Here is a 14,633-nt window from a genome sequence, read left to right as displayed (position 1 = left end):
GCCTCCGGCGCCTTCCTGAAGTGCCTCGTCCCGGCCGACCGGCTGCTCACCGCGAACGCCCGGTTCGAGTCCACCAACTGGACCGCGCTGGTCCTCGGCCCGCCCCTCGGCGGCGCCGCGATCGGCCTGTTCGGGCCGGTGACCACCGTCGCGGCGAACGCGGTCAGCTTCCTGCTGTCGGCCCTCGGCATCCAAGCCGCCGGCGGCGGCGAGCCGCGCCCGCCGCAGCGGGACGTGCCGCGCCCGCGCGCCGCGGACCTGCTCGACGGCTGGCGGCACATCCTCACCAGCCAGACCCTGCGGCCCCTCTTCTTCAACAGCCTCGCGAGCAACGCCCTGATCATGGTCGCCGCACCACCGCTGGCCGTCCTCATGCTCGGCCCGCTCGGCTTCACCCCCTGGCAGTACGGCCTCGCCTTCGCCGTCCCCTGCCTGGGCGGGCTCCTCGGCGCCCGGATCGCCCGGCCGCTGGTCGCCAGGTACGGGCAGTGGCGGGTGCTGCGCACCGCGAGCGCCCTGCGCGCCGTCTGGCCGGTCGGGCTGGCCTTCGTCGGGCCCGGGCTGCCCGGACTGCTGCTGGTGATGGTCCTGGAGTTCGGGGTGATCACCTGCTCGGCCGTCTACAGCCCGGTGTACGCCACCCGCCGCCTGGAGCACACCCCGGACGACCGGGTCGCCCGCACCCTGTCCGCCTGGTCGGTCACCGGCAAGGCCACCACGGCCGCCCTGACCGCCCTGTGGGGCCTGCTGGCGAGCCTCACCGGCCCGCGCACCGCGATCGCCGCCGCCGGGATCCTGCTCCTGGCGACCCCGCTGCTGCTCCTGCGCGGGACCGCTACGGTACGACCGTCACCGGCCACCGTCCCGCCTTCACCAGACGGATCGCGACCGAGCCGATGAACCGGTGGCCAGCCTGCTCGGAGGCGCCCACCACGACCGCGTCGGCCTTCAGCTCGTCGGCCGCCTTCACCATCCCGCTGTAGGCGTCCCCGCGGAAGGTGTGGAACTCCCAGCGCACCTCGAATATCCCCCTGAGCCGGTCGGCCGCGTCCCGGATCTGGGCGACCAGGTCCTCCGCGATCTCGTCGGTGGTCTCCGCCACCGGCGCCCCGAGCGCCGCGCCCGCCGCCAGGACCGGCTGGACGTACACGATGGCCAGCAGCGCGTGCTGCCGACGGGCCAGACCGGCGGCGTAGGAGGTCGCGCGCCACGAGGAGTCCGAGCCGTCCATGCCGACCACGATGACCTTGGGGCCGTCCGTGCCCCGCTCGAACTGGTGTTGTTCCGCCACGGTCCGAGGCTATCGGAATCCGCAGGTCCGGTCAGTGCCCGGGGCGTCCCGCAGGGTCGGCCGTGCGGTGTACGGGTGCGGGCCCGGTGGGGGCTGGTCGCGCAGTTCCTCTCCCAGCCTTCGGCCGCGCGCCCCTGAAAGGGGCGCGGGGAACTGCGCGAGCAACCACCCACGGCCCGCACCCGTACGGCGGCCGAGGTTCTTCGGCGCGCGGGCCGGACGCGCCCTTTCTACAGTCGGAACATGAGTGCCGCCGTGGAGCCCGCCACGGGCAGGGAGCCGGCGGGCCCGATACGGCCGCCCCACGGCGGGCGGCTGACCTGGGTACCGGAGGCCTTCGGGACGTTCTTCGGCGCCCTCGCCCTGCTGTGCGCCCTGCTCTCCTTCATCGCCCCGCTGCGCGTGCTGCTCCACCCGGTCGTGCACTTCGTCGACGCCGTCGTGGTGCCCGTCAGCCCCAACCTGGCCTACGCGGTCTTCCTGTTCCTGCTCGGCGGCGCCACCGCCGCCCGCAAGAAGGTCGCCTGGTGGCTGGTGGTGATCTACCTCGGCCTGCTGGTGCTGGCGGACGTCCTGACCGTCGCCTTCGGCTTCGGCTGGTACCCGTTCAGCTCACTGGTGGTCTGCGGACTCGCCCTGGCCCTGCTGATCGTGGCCCGCCGGGAGTTCTACGCCGCCTCCCGGAGAGCCGCCGTACGCCGCGCCCTCGCCGTCCTGCTGGTCGGCCTGCTCGTGGCGATCCTGGCCGGCTGGGGGCTGGTCTCGCTCTTCCCCGGCTCGCTCCCGCACGGCCAGCACCTGGCCTGGGCGGCCGACCGGGTCTGCGGCGGACTCGTCTCCGTCCGCACCTACGCCGGCCGGCCGCCCCGCTTCGTCTCCTTCCTCCTCGGCCTCTTCGGCGCCCTGGCCCTGCTCAACGCCGCCGCCACCCTGTTCCGTTCGCAGCGCCTGGAAGCGGCCCTGCACGGCGACGAGGAGGCCCGCATCCGCGCCCTCCTCAAGGCCTACGGCGACCGGGACTCCCTCGGCTACTTCGCCACCCGGCGCGACAAGGCCGTGGTCTTCTCGCCCAGCGGCAAGGCCGCCGTCACCTACCGGGTCGAGGCCGGCGTCTGCCTGGCCAGCGGCGACCCCGTCGGCGACCCGGAGGCCTGGCCGCACGCCGTCGCCGCCTGGCTGGACGTGGCCCGCCGGCACGCCTGGGTGCCCGCGGTGATGGGCGCCTCCGAGGACGGCGCCAAGGCCTACGTCCGCGCCGGACTCGGCGCCCTGCAACTCGGCGACGAGGCGATCCTGCACGTCGCCGACTTCGATCTGGGCGGCCGCGAGATGCGGGTCACCCGGCAGGCCGTCAACCGGGTCCGGCGCACCGGCGCGACCTGCCGCATCCACCGCCACGCCACCCTCACCGAGACGGAGATGGAGGAGGTCGTCGACAAGGCCGACGCCTGGCGCGACACCGAGACCGAGCGCGGCTTCTCCATGGCCCTGGACCGGCTGGGCGACCCCGCCGACGGCGACTGCCTGCTCGTCGAGGCCATCGCCGAGGACGGCCGGCTGCTCGCCCTGCTGTCCTTCGTGCCCTGGGGCGGCGACGGCGTCTCCCTCGACCTGATGCGCCGTGACCGCACCGCCCCCAACGGGGTCATGGAGTTCATGGTCGCCGACCTGTGCGAGGCCGCCCCCAAACTGGGCGTCCACCGCATCTCGCTGAACTTCGCCGTCTTCCGCTCGGTCTTCGAGGAGGGCGCCCGCATCGGCGCCGGACCGGTGCTGCGGCTGTGGCGCCGGCTGCTGCTGTTCTTCTCCCGCTGGTGGCAGCTGGAGGCGCTGTACCGCTCCAACGCCAAGTACCGCCCCGAGTGGTACCCGCGCTTCCTCTGCTACGGCGAGGCCGGCTCGCTCGCCCGGATCGGCCTCGCCTCCGGGATCGCCGAAGGTTTCGTCTCCGTACCGTCCCTGCGCAAACTCTGGGGAAAGGGGCACCCGCAGACCGGACCGCGGCCCGTCGAGGCGCCGCCGTCCGCGCCGGTGCCCGGTGTCGACGGAGGGGACGGAACCGGGCCAGGCGCACCGGACGCCGGCCTGCCGGACCAGTTCCGGGTCCGGCGCCGCAGGCTGGACCGGCTGCGGGCGGCGGGCGTCGACCCCTACCCGGTGGCCACCGGCGCACCGCCCCGTGCCCTCGCCGGAGTGCGCGAGGGGGAGACGGTCACCGTCGCCGGGCGGATCATGCTGGTCCGCGACTTCGGCGGCATCGTCTTCGTGACGCTGTGCGACTGGTCCGGCGACCGCCAGCTCGCCCTGACCCGCGACGGGTCGGGATCCGCCCTCGAGCGGTTCACCGAGGACACCGACATCGGCGACCAGATCACCGCCACCGGCCGCATGGGTGTCAGCGACCACGGCGAACCGACCCTCTTCGTCACCGACTGGCAGCTCACCGCCAAGTGCCTGCGCCCGCTGCCCGACAAACACCGCGGGCTCGCCGACCCCGAGGCCAGGGTCCGCCGCCGCTACCTCGACCTCGCCACCAGCCCCGCCGCCCGCGCCGTGGTCCGCACCCGCTCCACCGTCGTACAGGCGCTGCGCCAGGGGCTCCTGGACCGCGGCTACCTGGAGGTCGAGACCCCGATGCTCCAGCAGATCCACGGCGGCGCCAACGCCCGCCCGTTCACCACCCACGCCAACGCCTACGACCTCGACCTCCACCTGCGCATCGCCCCCGAGCTGTACCTCAAACGGCTCTGCGTCGGCGGTCTGGAAAAGGTCTTCGAACTCGGCCGGACCTTCCGCAACGAGGGCGTCTCCCACAAGCACAACCCCGAGTTCACGATGCTGGAGGCCTACCAGGCGTACGCCGACTACGACGTGATGCTCGACCTCGCCCGTGAACTGATCCAGGGCGCCGCCACCGCCGCCTACGGCACGCCGGTGGCCCGCAGAAACGGACGGGAGTACGACATCTCGGGCACCTGGCCGGTCAGGACCGTGTACGGGGCGATCTCCGAGGTGCTGGGCGAGGAGATCGGCCCCGGCACCGAGCTGCTCCGGCTGCACCGGCACTGCGACCGGACCGGGGTGCCGTACACCGCCGACGACGGGCCCGGCGACGTGGTGCTCGAGATGTACGAACGCCTGGTGGAGGAACGCACCAGGCTGCCCACCTTCTACAAGGACTTCCCCACCGGCGTCTCCCCGCTCACCCGCCGGCACCGCACCGATCCCCGGCTCGCCGAGCGCTGGGACCTGGTCGCCTTCGGCACCGAACTCGGCACCGCCTACTCCGAACTGACCGACCCCCTGGAACAGCGCCGCCGGCTCACCGCCCAGTCGCTGCTCGCCGCCGGCGGCGACCCCGAGGCGATGGAACTCGACGAGGACTTCCTCGACGCCCTCGAATACGCGATGCCGCCCACCGGCGGGCTCGGCATCGGCGTCGACCGACTGGTCATGTTCCTCACCGGCCTCACCATCCGCGAGACGCTTCCCTTCCCGCTGGTCCGCCACCGCTGATGCCTTTCGGCCTTTTCTTACCGAAACCTTTTGTTGCTGGTCCGTGCGGGTGCTTTCCCACCGCCGCACCGGTGTTGATGTGCTGCGCGGGAGTCCTGCCGGGCGACTGATGAGTCATGCAGAAGGATCAGTTGTTCACCCGACGCCGGCTGCTGCTCGCCGGCGGCGCCGCTCTCGGAGCCGCGGGCACCGCGGGCATCGTGCTGGCGGGCAGCAGCGCCGAAGAGACGGCCGGCGCCGCCGCCCCGGCCGCGGGACCCCAGGCCCGAGCGGCGCTCAAGTCCTCCGCCTTCCGGCTCCAGCCGCTCACCGGGTACGGGCCGCCGTCCACCGCGCCGCGCAAGCTCAAGGTCCGCAAGGAGCCCATCACGGAGATCTCCCGAAGCGGCAGACGCATGATGCTCACCTTCGACGACGGACCCAACCCGAACTACACCCCGCACATCCTGGACACCCTCGCCAAGTACGACGTGCGGGCCATGTTCTTCCTGTGCGGGGAGTGCATCGTCGTGAACCGGGAACTGGTCGCGCGGATGGCCGAGGCGGGCCACGTCGTGGGCAACCACACCTGGACGCATCCGCTGCTGACCACCCTGAACCGCCGGGAGATCCGCGACGAGATGACGAGCACCAGCGACGCCATCGAGGACACCTACGGCGAACGCCCGCAGTGGTTCCGCGCCCCCTACGGCGCCTGGAACCGCGCGGCCTTCCAACTCGGCGCGGAGATGGGCATGGAGCCGATGGCCTGGACCGTGGACAGCACCGACTGGACCGAACCGGGCACCCGCACCATCGTCGACACGATCGAGAACGGCGCCGCCCCCGGTGTCGTGGTCCTCTCCCACGACGCCGGGGGCGACCGCTCGCAGAGCGTCCAGGCCCTGCGCGAGTACCTGCCCTACCTGCTGGACAAGGGCTACCGCCTGACCGTGCCCCGCCGCCGGACCTGAACGCGCCCGCGCCCGCCCGGTGGTGGCCTCAGCGGGCCTCGACCAGGCGGGCGAAGACCACGACGTTCCCGTCGTAGCCGTTCTGCTTCGAGAAGCCGCCGCCGCAGGTGATGACCCGCAACTCCGGTGTGCCCTTGGAACCGTAGACCCGGTCGCCCGGGAAGCCGGCCTTCGCGAAGACCTCGATCCCGTAGATCTCGAACACCGCCGTCCGGCCGTCCTGGCGGTCGACCTCGATCCGGTTGCCCTTCTTCAGGGAACCGAGCCCGTAGAAGACCGCCGGGCCCTTCGTGTTGTCGACGTGGCCCACGACGACCGACGTGCCCTTCTCCCCGGGCGAGACGCCCCCGTTGAACCAACCGGCCAGATTCGGGTCGTCCGGCGGCGGCGCCGCGATCCAGCCGTCCGTGTCCAGACCCACCGGCATCACCGGAGCGTCGACCCGGATCGCCGGGATCCTGATCCGGTCCGCCGCGGCGAACGGCAGCGCGGCGGGCGCCGTGGCGAAGGTGCCGGAAACCGTGGTACGGCTGTCCGGGGCGGCGGCCGAGGCCGGCTGCGGCGGACCGACGTCGAACTCTCCCGAACCGTTCCGAATGAGCGCCAGACCGGTCAGCAGAACGAGCGCTATCACGCCCCATGGGGCACGCTTCCTCCGCCGCTCCTCCTCTTCGGCCACCTCGGAAAGTTCGGACGCAGACATTCGCCATCCCCTCTCGGCGCGGCCGCTCTCGGGTCCCTATCGCGCATGGGAAAAAGCTAAGTCCCCCGCGCGCGTGCGGCGACGGGGCGACGGGCGAACGGGTGGCCCGCGCGTATTCCGGTGCGCCATCCGAGTTGCCGTTCTCAGGTTTTTTCTGACGGTCCGTGACCTGCGGCAATATCCGATTGTGCGCTTTTCGTGCGGCGTGTCCCCTCACCAGGACGGACCATTCTCGACATGCGGGCGTGTTCTGGGCATCTGAGGGTCTATTCGGGAGGTGCTTTCTCGCCGATCCACCGGGGACCGTTCCCGGGGCGCCTTCCGCGGAGGAAGAGATGCGAAACTCACGTGCGCTGGCGGCCGCGTGCACCGTGGTCGCCGTTCTCGGCGCCGCCGCCCCCCTGGCCGTCGCCGACGACATGGGCAACCCCGGCGGCCCACCCAACACCCAGGCCCCGGTCGTCGGTGGGGCGGGCGTCGCCCCCGGGACCGGAGTCGGCGGGGTGGGCGCCGGTGTCGGCGGGGTCGGTGTCGCCCCCGGTGTCGGCGGTGTCGGAGTGGTCCCCGGGGTCGCGGTCCCCGGAATCGTGGTCCCCGGTTACGGGGTGGGCGGGTTCGGCGAGGGGCGGGGTCGACGCGGTGGTGAAGGATTCGGCGAGGGGCGGGGCGGACGCGGCGATGAAGGATCCGACGAGGGTCGCGGCGGCCGGGGCGACGAGTCGCGCAACATCGCCGTCCAGCCCCGCACGGTCCGGAGAGGGGAGCAGCTCACCGTCACCGTCACCGGTTGCCACCGTGGCGACATGAGGTCCGCCGCCTTCGGGACGCAGCAGCTGTCCCCGTTCGGCGGGGACATGGCGCGTGGCGTCGCCACCATCCGCCAGAACGCCCACACGGGACCGTACGACATCACCGTCAGCTGCGACGACCACTTCATCACCCGGCAGTCCGCCTTCACCGTCCTCGACCGGGGGCCCGCGCTCGGCGGATCGGGCCACTCCGCCGACTCCGACGGCTGGGAGGACGATCCGGCGTCCGACGGGTGGCCGGGCGGGGTGCGGGCCGGGCTGGGCGGCAGCGTCTCCAGCGGGGCCACCCCGGCCGACATGGCGATCGGCGGCGGTCTGGTGGGCGCGGCCGTACTCGCAGGCTGCGGGTTCTGGCTCCGCCGCCGGAGCGAGAAGCGGCTCTGATCCAGGAGGGCCCGTGTCCCGGTGCCGCGGCGGACCGGGACACCGGGCCGCCCGGCCGCACCGTGCTCAGGCGCCGTCCTCGCCGGCGTGCCTGCGAGAGCGCCGGTACGCCGAACCGACCGACCCCACGACCAGCGCCGCGCCGAGGCCGATCTCCTTGAGGTCGAACCCGCCGATGGTGCCGCCCTCACCGGCCTGGACACCCCGCCCCGGCGGCAGGGGCTGCGGGTTGAGCGCCTGGCGGCCGCCGGAGCCACCGCTGTCCGCGCCGTCGGCGGCAGCACTGTCGGCGCGAGTGCCCGTATTGCTGCCTGTATTGCCTGTTTTGTTGCTCGTGTTGGTGCCGCTACCGCTACCGCTGCCCGCGTCGCTGTCGTTTTCGCCGCGCGCGTCCGTGCGGGCGTCCGTGCGCCCGTCTCCGGCACCGTTCCCGTCCGGGTGCCCGTCCCCGTGTCCGGCCGGTGTGCTGCTCGCGATGGCCAACTCGGTCGAGGCGCTGGAGCCGTCGCAGTTGATCGTCACCCGGTACGACGCCTGCGACCTCGCGGTCCGGTCGACCGTGGCCGTCACCGAGTCCTGCTCCGACGGGATGCGGACCGTGTCGAAGAGACCCGAGGTGACCGTCGCGGCGCCCCGGCAACCGCTGCCGCGGTCCAGGTGCAGACTCACCCGGCCGCCCGCCGCGACGGTGGTGGGCGTGACCCGGAAGCCGAAGGGCGTGCCACCGTCCCGGCGCCCGCCGCCGCTGTCGCTCGCGAGGATGACCGGAGCGCAGAGGGCGAGGGCGCCGAGGCCCAGCAGTGCGGCCGAAGCAACGCGTATCGCGCGCATGGTGGTTCCTCCGGTCCCGAGGAGCGGCGTGCGGACCTCTTCCGCCAGTGCCGGGAACGCACCTCGATGATCGGAACGCTAGAAAGCTCCGCACATGCGCGCGAACGCTGTAGAGCGAACGGGGGAGAGGGCTGGGCCGGCCGGGGGACACCGGCGGCGTGGCGCGCCGCGGCGCCGGTGTCCCCCGGGACACCGCTAACCCTTGATGTGCGGGAAGAGGGCCAGGAACGGCTGCGCCGTCGCCGTGATGCCCCGGCTGTACGGCTCGTCGAAGTCCCAGATCAGGAACAGCATGAAGGTGATGGTCGCGGAGAACAGACCGGCGAGGACCAGCTCGCGCCGGGTGCGCCTGATCTGCAGCGCGAAGACCATGCCGATGGTGATCGCGGCCCCGGTCAGCAGCCCGATCCACACCACGTTCGGCATGGTCGCCCCGGTCGAGTCGGCCCGGGCGCTGCGCGCCTGGTCGAGCGCGGCCACCTGGTCCACCAGGGGCTGGTAGGCCTGCGCCTGGAAGTCGGTCTTCGGCTCGTAGTCGGTGACGTCCTGACGGATCTGCGCGAGCAGCTCGGCACCGTGCCGGGAGAGCCGGCCGTGGTCGGCCATCTCCTTCCATTCCCTGTCGACGACCTGGGCGACGTAGGCGTCGACGTCCGCCCGGATCCGGTCACGCGTGTCGGGCGGATACACCCGCACCCGCTCGTAGATCTCGTGCAGCGCCTGCGCCTCCGCCTGCACATGGTCCTGGGCGGCGCTGCGGGCCTCCCACACCCCCGCCACCGCCAGACCGAGGACGATGGCGTAGATGACGCCGATCCACATGGTCATGTACTCGATGACGTCCGGCGTCTCGGAGGGATCCTCGTCCTCCGCCGCCCTCTTGTCGCGGACGAGGGTGATGATGAAGACCACGGCGACGGCCGCGAGCATCGCGAGGACGAGAACAAGCCAATCCGGCAACGGAAGCCTCCAGGAATCAGTGGGCCGGCCGTCAGCGCGCGCGGAACGCGGCGACGGCGATGATCGCGGGTACGGCGATGAGCAGGACGTAGGTGACCGGGGAGGTGCGGTTCGGGGCGGTCGCGCCGGTCGACTGGACGCGGTACGGCGGGTAGGTCACCGGGGTCGGCGAGGGCCGCGGGGTGGGCTTCGGCGAGGGGGTGGGGGGCGGCGTCGGCTTCGGCTTGGGCCGCGGTGCCGGTGGCGGGGTGGGGGTGGGGGTGGGCGTGGGTTTCGGGGCCGGTGCCCGCCGGGGCGGCGGCGGTGGTGCCGGGCGCGGTGCCGGCGGGGTGGTGCGCGGCGGCGTCGGTTTCGGCGGGGGCTTCGGGGGTGGGGTGGGTGTCGGAGTGGGCGTGGGCGTCGGGGACGGCGTGGGGCAGGGCGGCCGGGTGGGCGCCGGACACGGCGGGGGAGTGGGCCAGGAGCCCCCGGCGACGGCCACCGCGTGGATGCCGTCGGGGCCCGTCGAGGCAGAGGCGCAGGCGTCGGCCGACGCCGCGCCGACCGGGCAGCCCGCCAGGGCCCACGTCAGCGTCAGCAGGGCCAACACCCTCGGGACGGGCGCGAGTCTGGTCGCTTCGGGTGCATGCACGTCGGAGATCATGGGGCGTCGGGCGCCGTCGCACGCCGGAGTACCGGATGATTGGCCCGAACGGGCGACATGTGACGTAAACCGGTTTGAATCACACCGTGCTGCGACTGGCTCGAAGCGTACGCCCGTGCGGGACGCGGTCCGCGGCCACAGTGTCCCGAAAGAAATTTGTGCGCCCGTTGAACACTTCGGCCCCCGGCATCCGTACCTGGTGTCGTGCGGCGGCGCAGAGGCGCTGCAATAACCAGGCGATTATTGGGAGTTGACGATGAAGACCTCGTGGAGGAGCGCCTCGCTGGTGGCCACGGCCGCGGGGGTGATGGTGTTCGCGACGGCGTGCGGTCAGAGCAACCCGACCACTCCGTCCTCGGCGGCCCAGAACGTCGGCGCCACGGCACCGGCCGGCATCGGCAGCATCACCAACCCCTCCGCCTCCGCCTCCACCGGCGCGGGCAACGGCTACGGCGCCGACGGCAGCCAGGCCTCCGGCTCCCCGGCAGCGGTCGCACCCGCCGGCAAGCTGGCCGTCGCCAGCAACCCCGACCTGGGCAAGGTGCTGACCGACGGCAGCGGCCTCACCCTCTACCGCTTCGACGCGGACACCGCCAATCCCCCCAAGTCGAACTGTGCCGGCGACTGCGCCACCACCTGGCCGCCGGTGCCCGCCGACGACGCCTCGGCCGGTGAGGGCATCGACAAGTCGCTGCTCGGCGAGGTCACCCGCTCCGACGGCACCAAGCAGCTGACCGTCGGCGGCTGGCCGGTCTACCGCTACGTGAAGGACGTCAACGCCGGTGACGTCAACGGCCAGGGCGTGGGCGGCAAGTGGTTCGCGGCCGCCCCCGACGGCAAGAAGGCCACGCTGGCCGACCTGCCCGGTCTGTCGGTCCGCAAGGACGCCAAGCTCGGCGACATCATCGTCGACAAGAACGGCATGACGGTCTACCGCTTCATCAAGGACAAGGCATGGCCCAAGGTCGTCTCGAACTGCACCGGTGACTGCCTGACCAAGTGGCCGGCCGTGGGCGAGGTCTCCTCGAACGACACCAAGGGCATCGTGAAGAAGGGCCTGATGGGCTTCACCCGGCCCGACAACGGCCAGAAGCAGCAGACGGTCAACTGCTGGCCGATCTACACCTTCTCCGGTGACGCGAAGGCCGGGGACACCAACGGCCAGGGCGTCGGCGGCACCTGGTACGCCGTCTCGCCCGAAGGAAAGCTGGTCGGCGCGCCGAGCTAGCAGGGACCACCTCCCCAGGGTTGACCGCCCCGCCCACGTCCACCGACGGCGCACGACCGCCCGCCCCCTCCACACCGCACGGAGGGGGCGGGCTTCTTGGCGTCCTTGCGGTGCCCGTTGATGTGCCGACTGGAGCGCCCCTTCAGGGGCGCGGGGAACTGCGCGGGCAACCACAACGCACCCGCACCCGACGCAATGCCCGAACGCCCCCAAACCGAACACCGAATTCCCAGGCAGTGACCATGAACGGATGGTCAATTTCCGTTTCGGCTACCCCTGTTCGCGGGCGATCAGTAGCCTCGGCTCGAACACCGGATCGCCTCAGCCTTGGAGAGATACATGGAGCGTCCCGCCTGGGCCCCACGGAGCATCGACATCTCGGTGCCGAGCGTTTCGCGTATCTACGACTACTACCTGGGCGGTTCGCACAATTTCGAGGTCGACCGGGAAGCGGCCCGCAAGGCGATGACCCACCTGCCCGGCCTGCCGAAGATCATGCAGGCCAACCGCGCCTTCATGCGCCGCGCCGTCCGCCATGCCGTGGGCACCGGCATCGACCAGTTCCTGGACATCGGTTCCGGCATCCCCACCTTCGGCAACGTCCACGAGGTCGCGCAGGCGGCGCACCCCGGCGCGCACGTGGTGTACGTCGACCACGACCCGGTGGCCGTGGCGCACAGCGAGGCCGTGCTGGCGGGCAACGAGAACGCGGACGTGGTCGCCGCCGATCTCCGCAAGCCCCAGGAGATCCTGTCCAGCCCTCAGGTGGAGCGCCTGATCGACCTGAATCGGCCAGTGGCGCTGCTTCTCGTTGCCATACTGCACTTCGTGGAAGACGCGGACGACCCGTACGGAGCAGTGGCACAGCTGCGCGACGCACTCGCGCCCGGCAGCCTGCTTGTTCTCACGCATGCCTCGTACGAGGGAATCCCGTTGCCGGCCGAGCGGGCCGAGGGTGCGGTGGACGTATACAAGGACATTCGCAACCCGCTGATCATGCGCTCGCGCGACGAGGTCGCGCGGTTCTTCGAGGGGTACGACATGGTGGAACCCGGACTGGTGCCGATGCCGCACTGGCGGCCGGAGTCGGCGCCGGAGGACGAGGATCCTTATGCCTTCGCCGGATTCGCCGGCGTGGGGATCGCGGCGTGACCGCGGAGCCGGGCGGCCCGGAGGACAGACTGCGCAGGTTCGCGACGATCTGGAGCCGGGCGGTGTTCCCGGTCACCTCGACGTCCCTGACCCGCCCGGAGTTCGAGGAGCAGCTGCTGCCGCTGGCCCGCCGCCTGAGCGAGATCCTGCTGGCGCACGGCTTCGACACCGACGAGGCCCGGCAGGTGGGCGCCGCGCTCATCGACGCGCACTGCACCGACCCCGAGGCGCTGACCCGCTCCCTCGACTGCGTCGACGCGTACCTGGTCCTGTACTGCGGCGAGGACGGCCCCCAGGAGGAGCTGCGGATGCGTTCCTCGCGGATCCAGCACGCGATGGCCGCCGGGTTCGCCCAGGCGCTGCGCGAGCGCACCCTGGCCGAGCAGGAGGCCATCGCCCAGGCCGCGTTGCGCGCCCAGGGCGTGGTCGCGCAGGCGCTGCACGCCAGCGAGGCCCGCTTCCGCGCCGTCTTCGAGGGTGCGGCGATAGGAATCGGCATCGCCGACCTCGAGGGCAACGTCCTCCAGGTGAACGGCGCGCTGCTGCGCATGTTCGGCGGCTCCGAGCAGACCCTGCGCGGCCGCAAGGTGATGGAGTGGGCGCATCCCGAGGACGCGCCGCAGACCTGGCGGCTCTACGAGGAGCTGGTGCGCGGCGAACGCGAGCACTACCACGTCGAGAAGGCCTTCAACCGCTCCGACGGAACGGTCCTGTGGACCAACCTGACCGTCTCCCTGCTCCGGGACGCGGACGGCGAACCGCAGTACCAGCTGGCCCTCATGGAGGACACCACCGAGCGCCGTCTGCTCAACCTCCGGCTGCGCTACGAGGCCACCCACGACGCGCTCACCGGCCTGCCCAACCGCACGCTGTTCTTCGAGCGCCTGGAGAAGGCCCTGGCCGCCGGCGAGGGCCAGCGCTTCGGGCTCTGCTACCTCGACCTGGACGGCTTCAAGACCATCAACGACAGCCTCGGCCACTCGGCCGGCGACCGGCTGCTCGTGGAGGTCGCCGACCGGCTGCAGTCCTGCGCGACCGCGCCCGGCGAGATGGTGGCCCGGCTCGGCGGCGACGAGTTCGTGGCCCTGACCACCGGCCCGGCCACTCAGCGCGAGGTCGACGACCTGGCCGACCGCATCATGAACGCCCTGGTCACCCCGATCAGCATCGATGGCCGGGAACTCATGGTCCGCGGCTCCATCGGCATCGTCGAGGGCCCGGCGGGCGAGCGCACCCCGGCCGAGGTGCTGCGCAGCGCCGACATCACGATGTACCGGGCCAAGTCGGCGGGCGGCAACCGCTTCGAGCTGGCCGACCCGGAGGCGGACGCCCGCGCGATCACCCGGCACGGCTTGACCACGGCGCTGCCGGCCGCCCTGGACCGGGGCGAGTTCTTCATCGAGTACCAGCCGCTGGTCCACCTCGGTGACGGCAGTGTCCGCGGCGCCGAGGCCCTGGTCCGCTGGCTGCACCCGCAGCACGGGGTCCTCGGCCCCGACCGGTTCATCCCGCTCGCCGAACACACGGGCCTCATCGTCCCGTTGGGCCGCTGGGTCCTGGAGGAGTCGATCCGCCAGGCCCGCGAGTGGCGAGAACGCTACGGCGAGCACGACAGCGCCGGCCCGCTGCGGATCAACGTCAACCTGTCCCCGTGCCAGCTCTCCCACCCGGGCCTGGTCCAGGACACGGTGGACATCCTGGAGCGGACCGGGGTGGCCCCCGAGGCTCTCTGCCTGGAGGTCACCGAGTCCGCGCTCATCGGCGCCGACGACGACCTTCTCAAGCCCCTGCGGCGCCTCGCCGAGATGGGCGTGGACATCGCCCTGGACGACTTCGGCACCGGCTACTCGAACCTCGCCAACCTGCGCCGCCTGCCGGTGAGCATCCTCAAACTGGACCGCTCCTTCACCCAGAGCATGCAGCAGTTCCCGGCGGACCCGGTCGACCTCAAGATCGTGGAGGGCATCGTCACCCTGGCCCACAGCCTGGACCTCGCGGTCACGGTGGAGGGCGTGGAGACGGGAGCGCAGGCCGAACAACTCCGGATACTCGGCTGCGACACCGCCCAGGGCTGGTACTACGCCCGCCCGGGCCCACCGGAGCGCCTGCACGAACTGGCATTGGTGGACGCGACGGGCTGACCCGCCGGGGACTCGGCCGGTC

General features: G+C 72.2%; 13 protein-coding genes. 7 read left to right on the top strand and 6 right to left on the bottom strand.

From position 1 onward, the window contains the following. On the top strand, window positions 1-900 hold a 900-nt coding region (locus tag JF597_RS19050), incomplete at its 5' end, for an MFS transporter (protein WP_293996128.1). Here the strand turns inward: JF597_RS19050 and JF597_RS19045 are convergent. Further along, on the bottom strand, window positions 836-1,291 hold the full coding sequence (locus JF597_RS19045) for a universal stress protein (RefSeq protein WP_293996126.1): 456 nt from the start codon (window positions 1,289-1,291) through the stop codon (window positions 836-838). The genes JF597_RS19050 and JF597_RS19045 overlap by 65 nt on opposite strands. Before the next feature lie 243 nt (window positions 1,292-1,534). Here JF597_RS19045 and lysX point away from each other — a divergent pair, with 243 nt between their 5' ends. Both lysX and JF597_RS19035 read left to right on the top strand, forming a co-directional pair. Then, window positions 1,535-4,807, top strand: coding sequence for a bifunctional lysylphosphatidylglycerol synthetase/lysine--tRNA ligase LysX (gene lysX, locus JF597_RS19040; protein ID WP_293996124.1), 3,273 nt, complete (start codon window positions 1,535-1,537; stop codon window positions 4,805-4,807). A gap of 116 nt (window positions 4,808-4,923) precedes the next feature. Next, window positions 4,924-5,760, top strand: a complete 837-nt coding sequence (locus JF597_RS19035) for a polysaccharide deacetylase family protein (RefSeq protein WP_293996122.1) — start codon at window positions 4,924-4,926, stop codon at window positions 5,758-5,760. 28 nt (window positions 5,761-5,788) lie between these two features. On the opposite strand, the gene JF597_RS19030 is transcribed toward JF597_RS19035, so the two are convergent. Both JF597_RS19030 and JF597_RS19025 read right to left on the bottom strand, forming a co-directional pair. Further along, the gene (locus JF597_RS19030; protein WP_293996120.1) at window positions 5,789-6,463 is read right to left on the bottom strand and encodes a class F sortase; all 675 of its coding nucleotides are present in this window, start codon (window positions 6,461-6,463) and stop codon (window positions 5,789-5,791) included. A 344-nt stretch (window positions 6,464-6,807) separates the two neighbouring features. Beyond that, complete coding sequence (locus JF597_RS19025) at window positions 6,808-7,257, bottom strand: hypothetical protein (RefSeq protein ID WP_293996119.1); 450 nt, start codon at window positions 7,255-7,257, stop codon at window positions 6,808-6,810. 9 nt (window positions 7,258-7,266) lie between these two features. On the opposite strand from JF597_RS19025, the gene JF597_RS19020 reads away from it, so the two are divergent. Further along, window positions 7,267-7,656, top strand: coding sequence for a hypothetical protein (locus JF597_RS19020; RefSeq protein WP_293996118.1), 390 nt, complete (start codon window positions 7,267-7,269; stop codon window positions 7,654-7,656). A 66-nt stretch (window positions 7,657-7,722) separates the two neighbouring features. Here the strand turns inward: JF597_RS19020 and JF597_RS19015 are convergent, their stop codons facing one another. The 3 genes from JF597_RS19015 to JF597_RS19005 form a co-directional block, all read right to left on the bottom strand. Then, complete coding sequence (locus tag JF597_RS19015; protein ID WP_293996166.1) at window positions 7,723-8,487, bottom strand: hypothetical protein; 765 nt, start codon at window positions 8,485-8,487, stop codon at window positions 7,723-7,725. A gap of 195 nt (window positions 8,488-8,682) precedes the next feature. Next, a complete protein-coding gene (locus JF597_RS19010) occupies window positions 8,683-9,447 on the bottom strand; it encodes a DUF4239 domain-containing protein (RefSeq protein ID WP_293996116.1) in 765 nt (254 codons plus the stop codon). A 31-nt stretch (window positions 9,448-9,478) separates the two neighbouring features. Next, the gene (locus JF597_RS19005; RefSeq protein WP_293996114.1) at window positions 9,479-9,607 is read right to left on the bottom strand and encodes a hypothetical protein; all 129 of its coding nucleotides are present in this window, start codon (window positions 9,605-9,607) and stop codon (window positions 9,479-9,481) included. 739 nt (window positions 9,608-10,346) lie between these two features. On the opposite strand from JF597_RS19005, the gene JF597_RS19000 reads away from it, so the two are divergent. The 3 genes from JF597_RS19000 (at window position 10,347) to JF597_RS18990 (ending at window position 14,611) form a co-directional block, all read left to right on the top strand. Further along, window positions 10,347-11,318 carry an SCO0930 family lipoprotein gene (locus tag JF597_RS19000; protein WP_293996112.1) on the top strand — a complete coding sequence of 324 codons (972 nt, stop codon included), beginning with the start codon at window positions 10,347-10,349 and terminating at the stop codon, window positions 11,316-11,318. Between the two features lie 339 nt (window positions 11,319-11,657). Then, window positions 11,658-12,470 carry an SAM-dependent methyltransferase gene (locus tag JF597_RS18995; RefSeq protein WP_293996110.1) on the top strand — a complete coding sequence of 271 codons (813 nt, stop codon included), beginning with the start codon at window positions 11,658-11,660 and terminating at the stop codon, window positions 12,468-12,470. Continuing rightward, window positions 12,467-14,611: an EAL domain-containing protein gene (locus JF597_RS18990; protein WP_293996109.1), complete on the top strand. Its 2,145-nt coding sequence runs from the start codon at window positions 12,467-12,469 to the stop codon at window positions 14,609-14,611. Before JF597_RS18995 ends, JF597_RS18990 begins: the two co-directional genes overlap by 4 nt. The last annotated feature ends 22 nt before the right edge of the window (window positions 14,612-14,633 follow it).

Source organism: Streptomyces sp., from assembly GCF_019510245.1.
In the GTDB taxonomy this organism is placed as follows: domain Bacteria; phylum Actinomycetota; class Actinomycetes; order Streptomycetales; family Streptomycetaceae; genus Streptomyces.
Note: the sequence above shows the minus strand (reverse complement) of the source record. Positions and strands in the feature narration are given on the sequence as shown.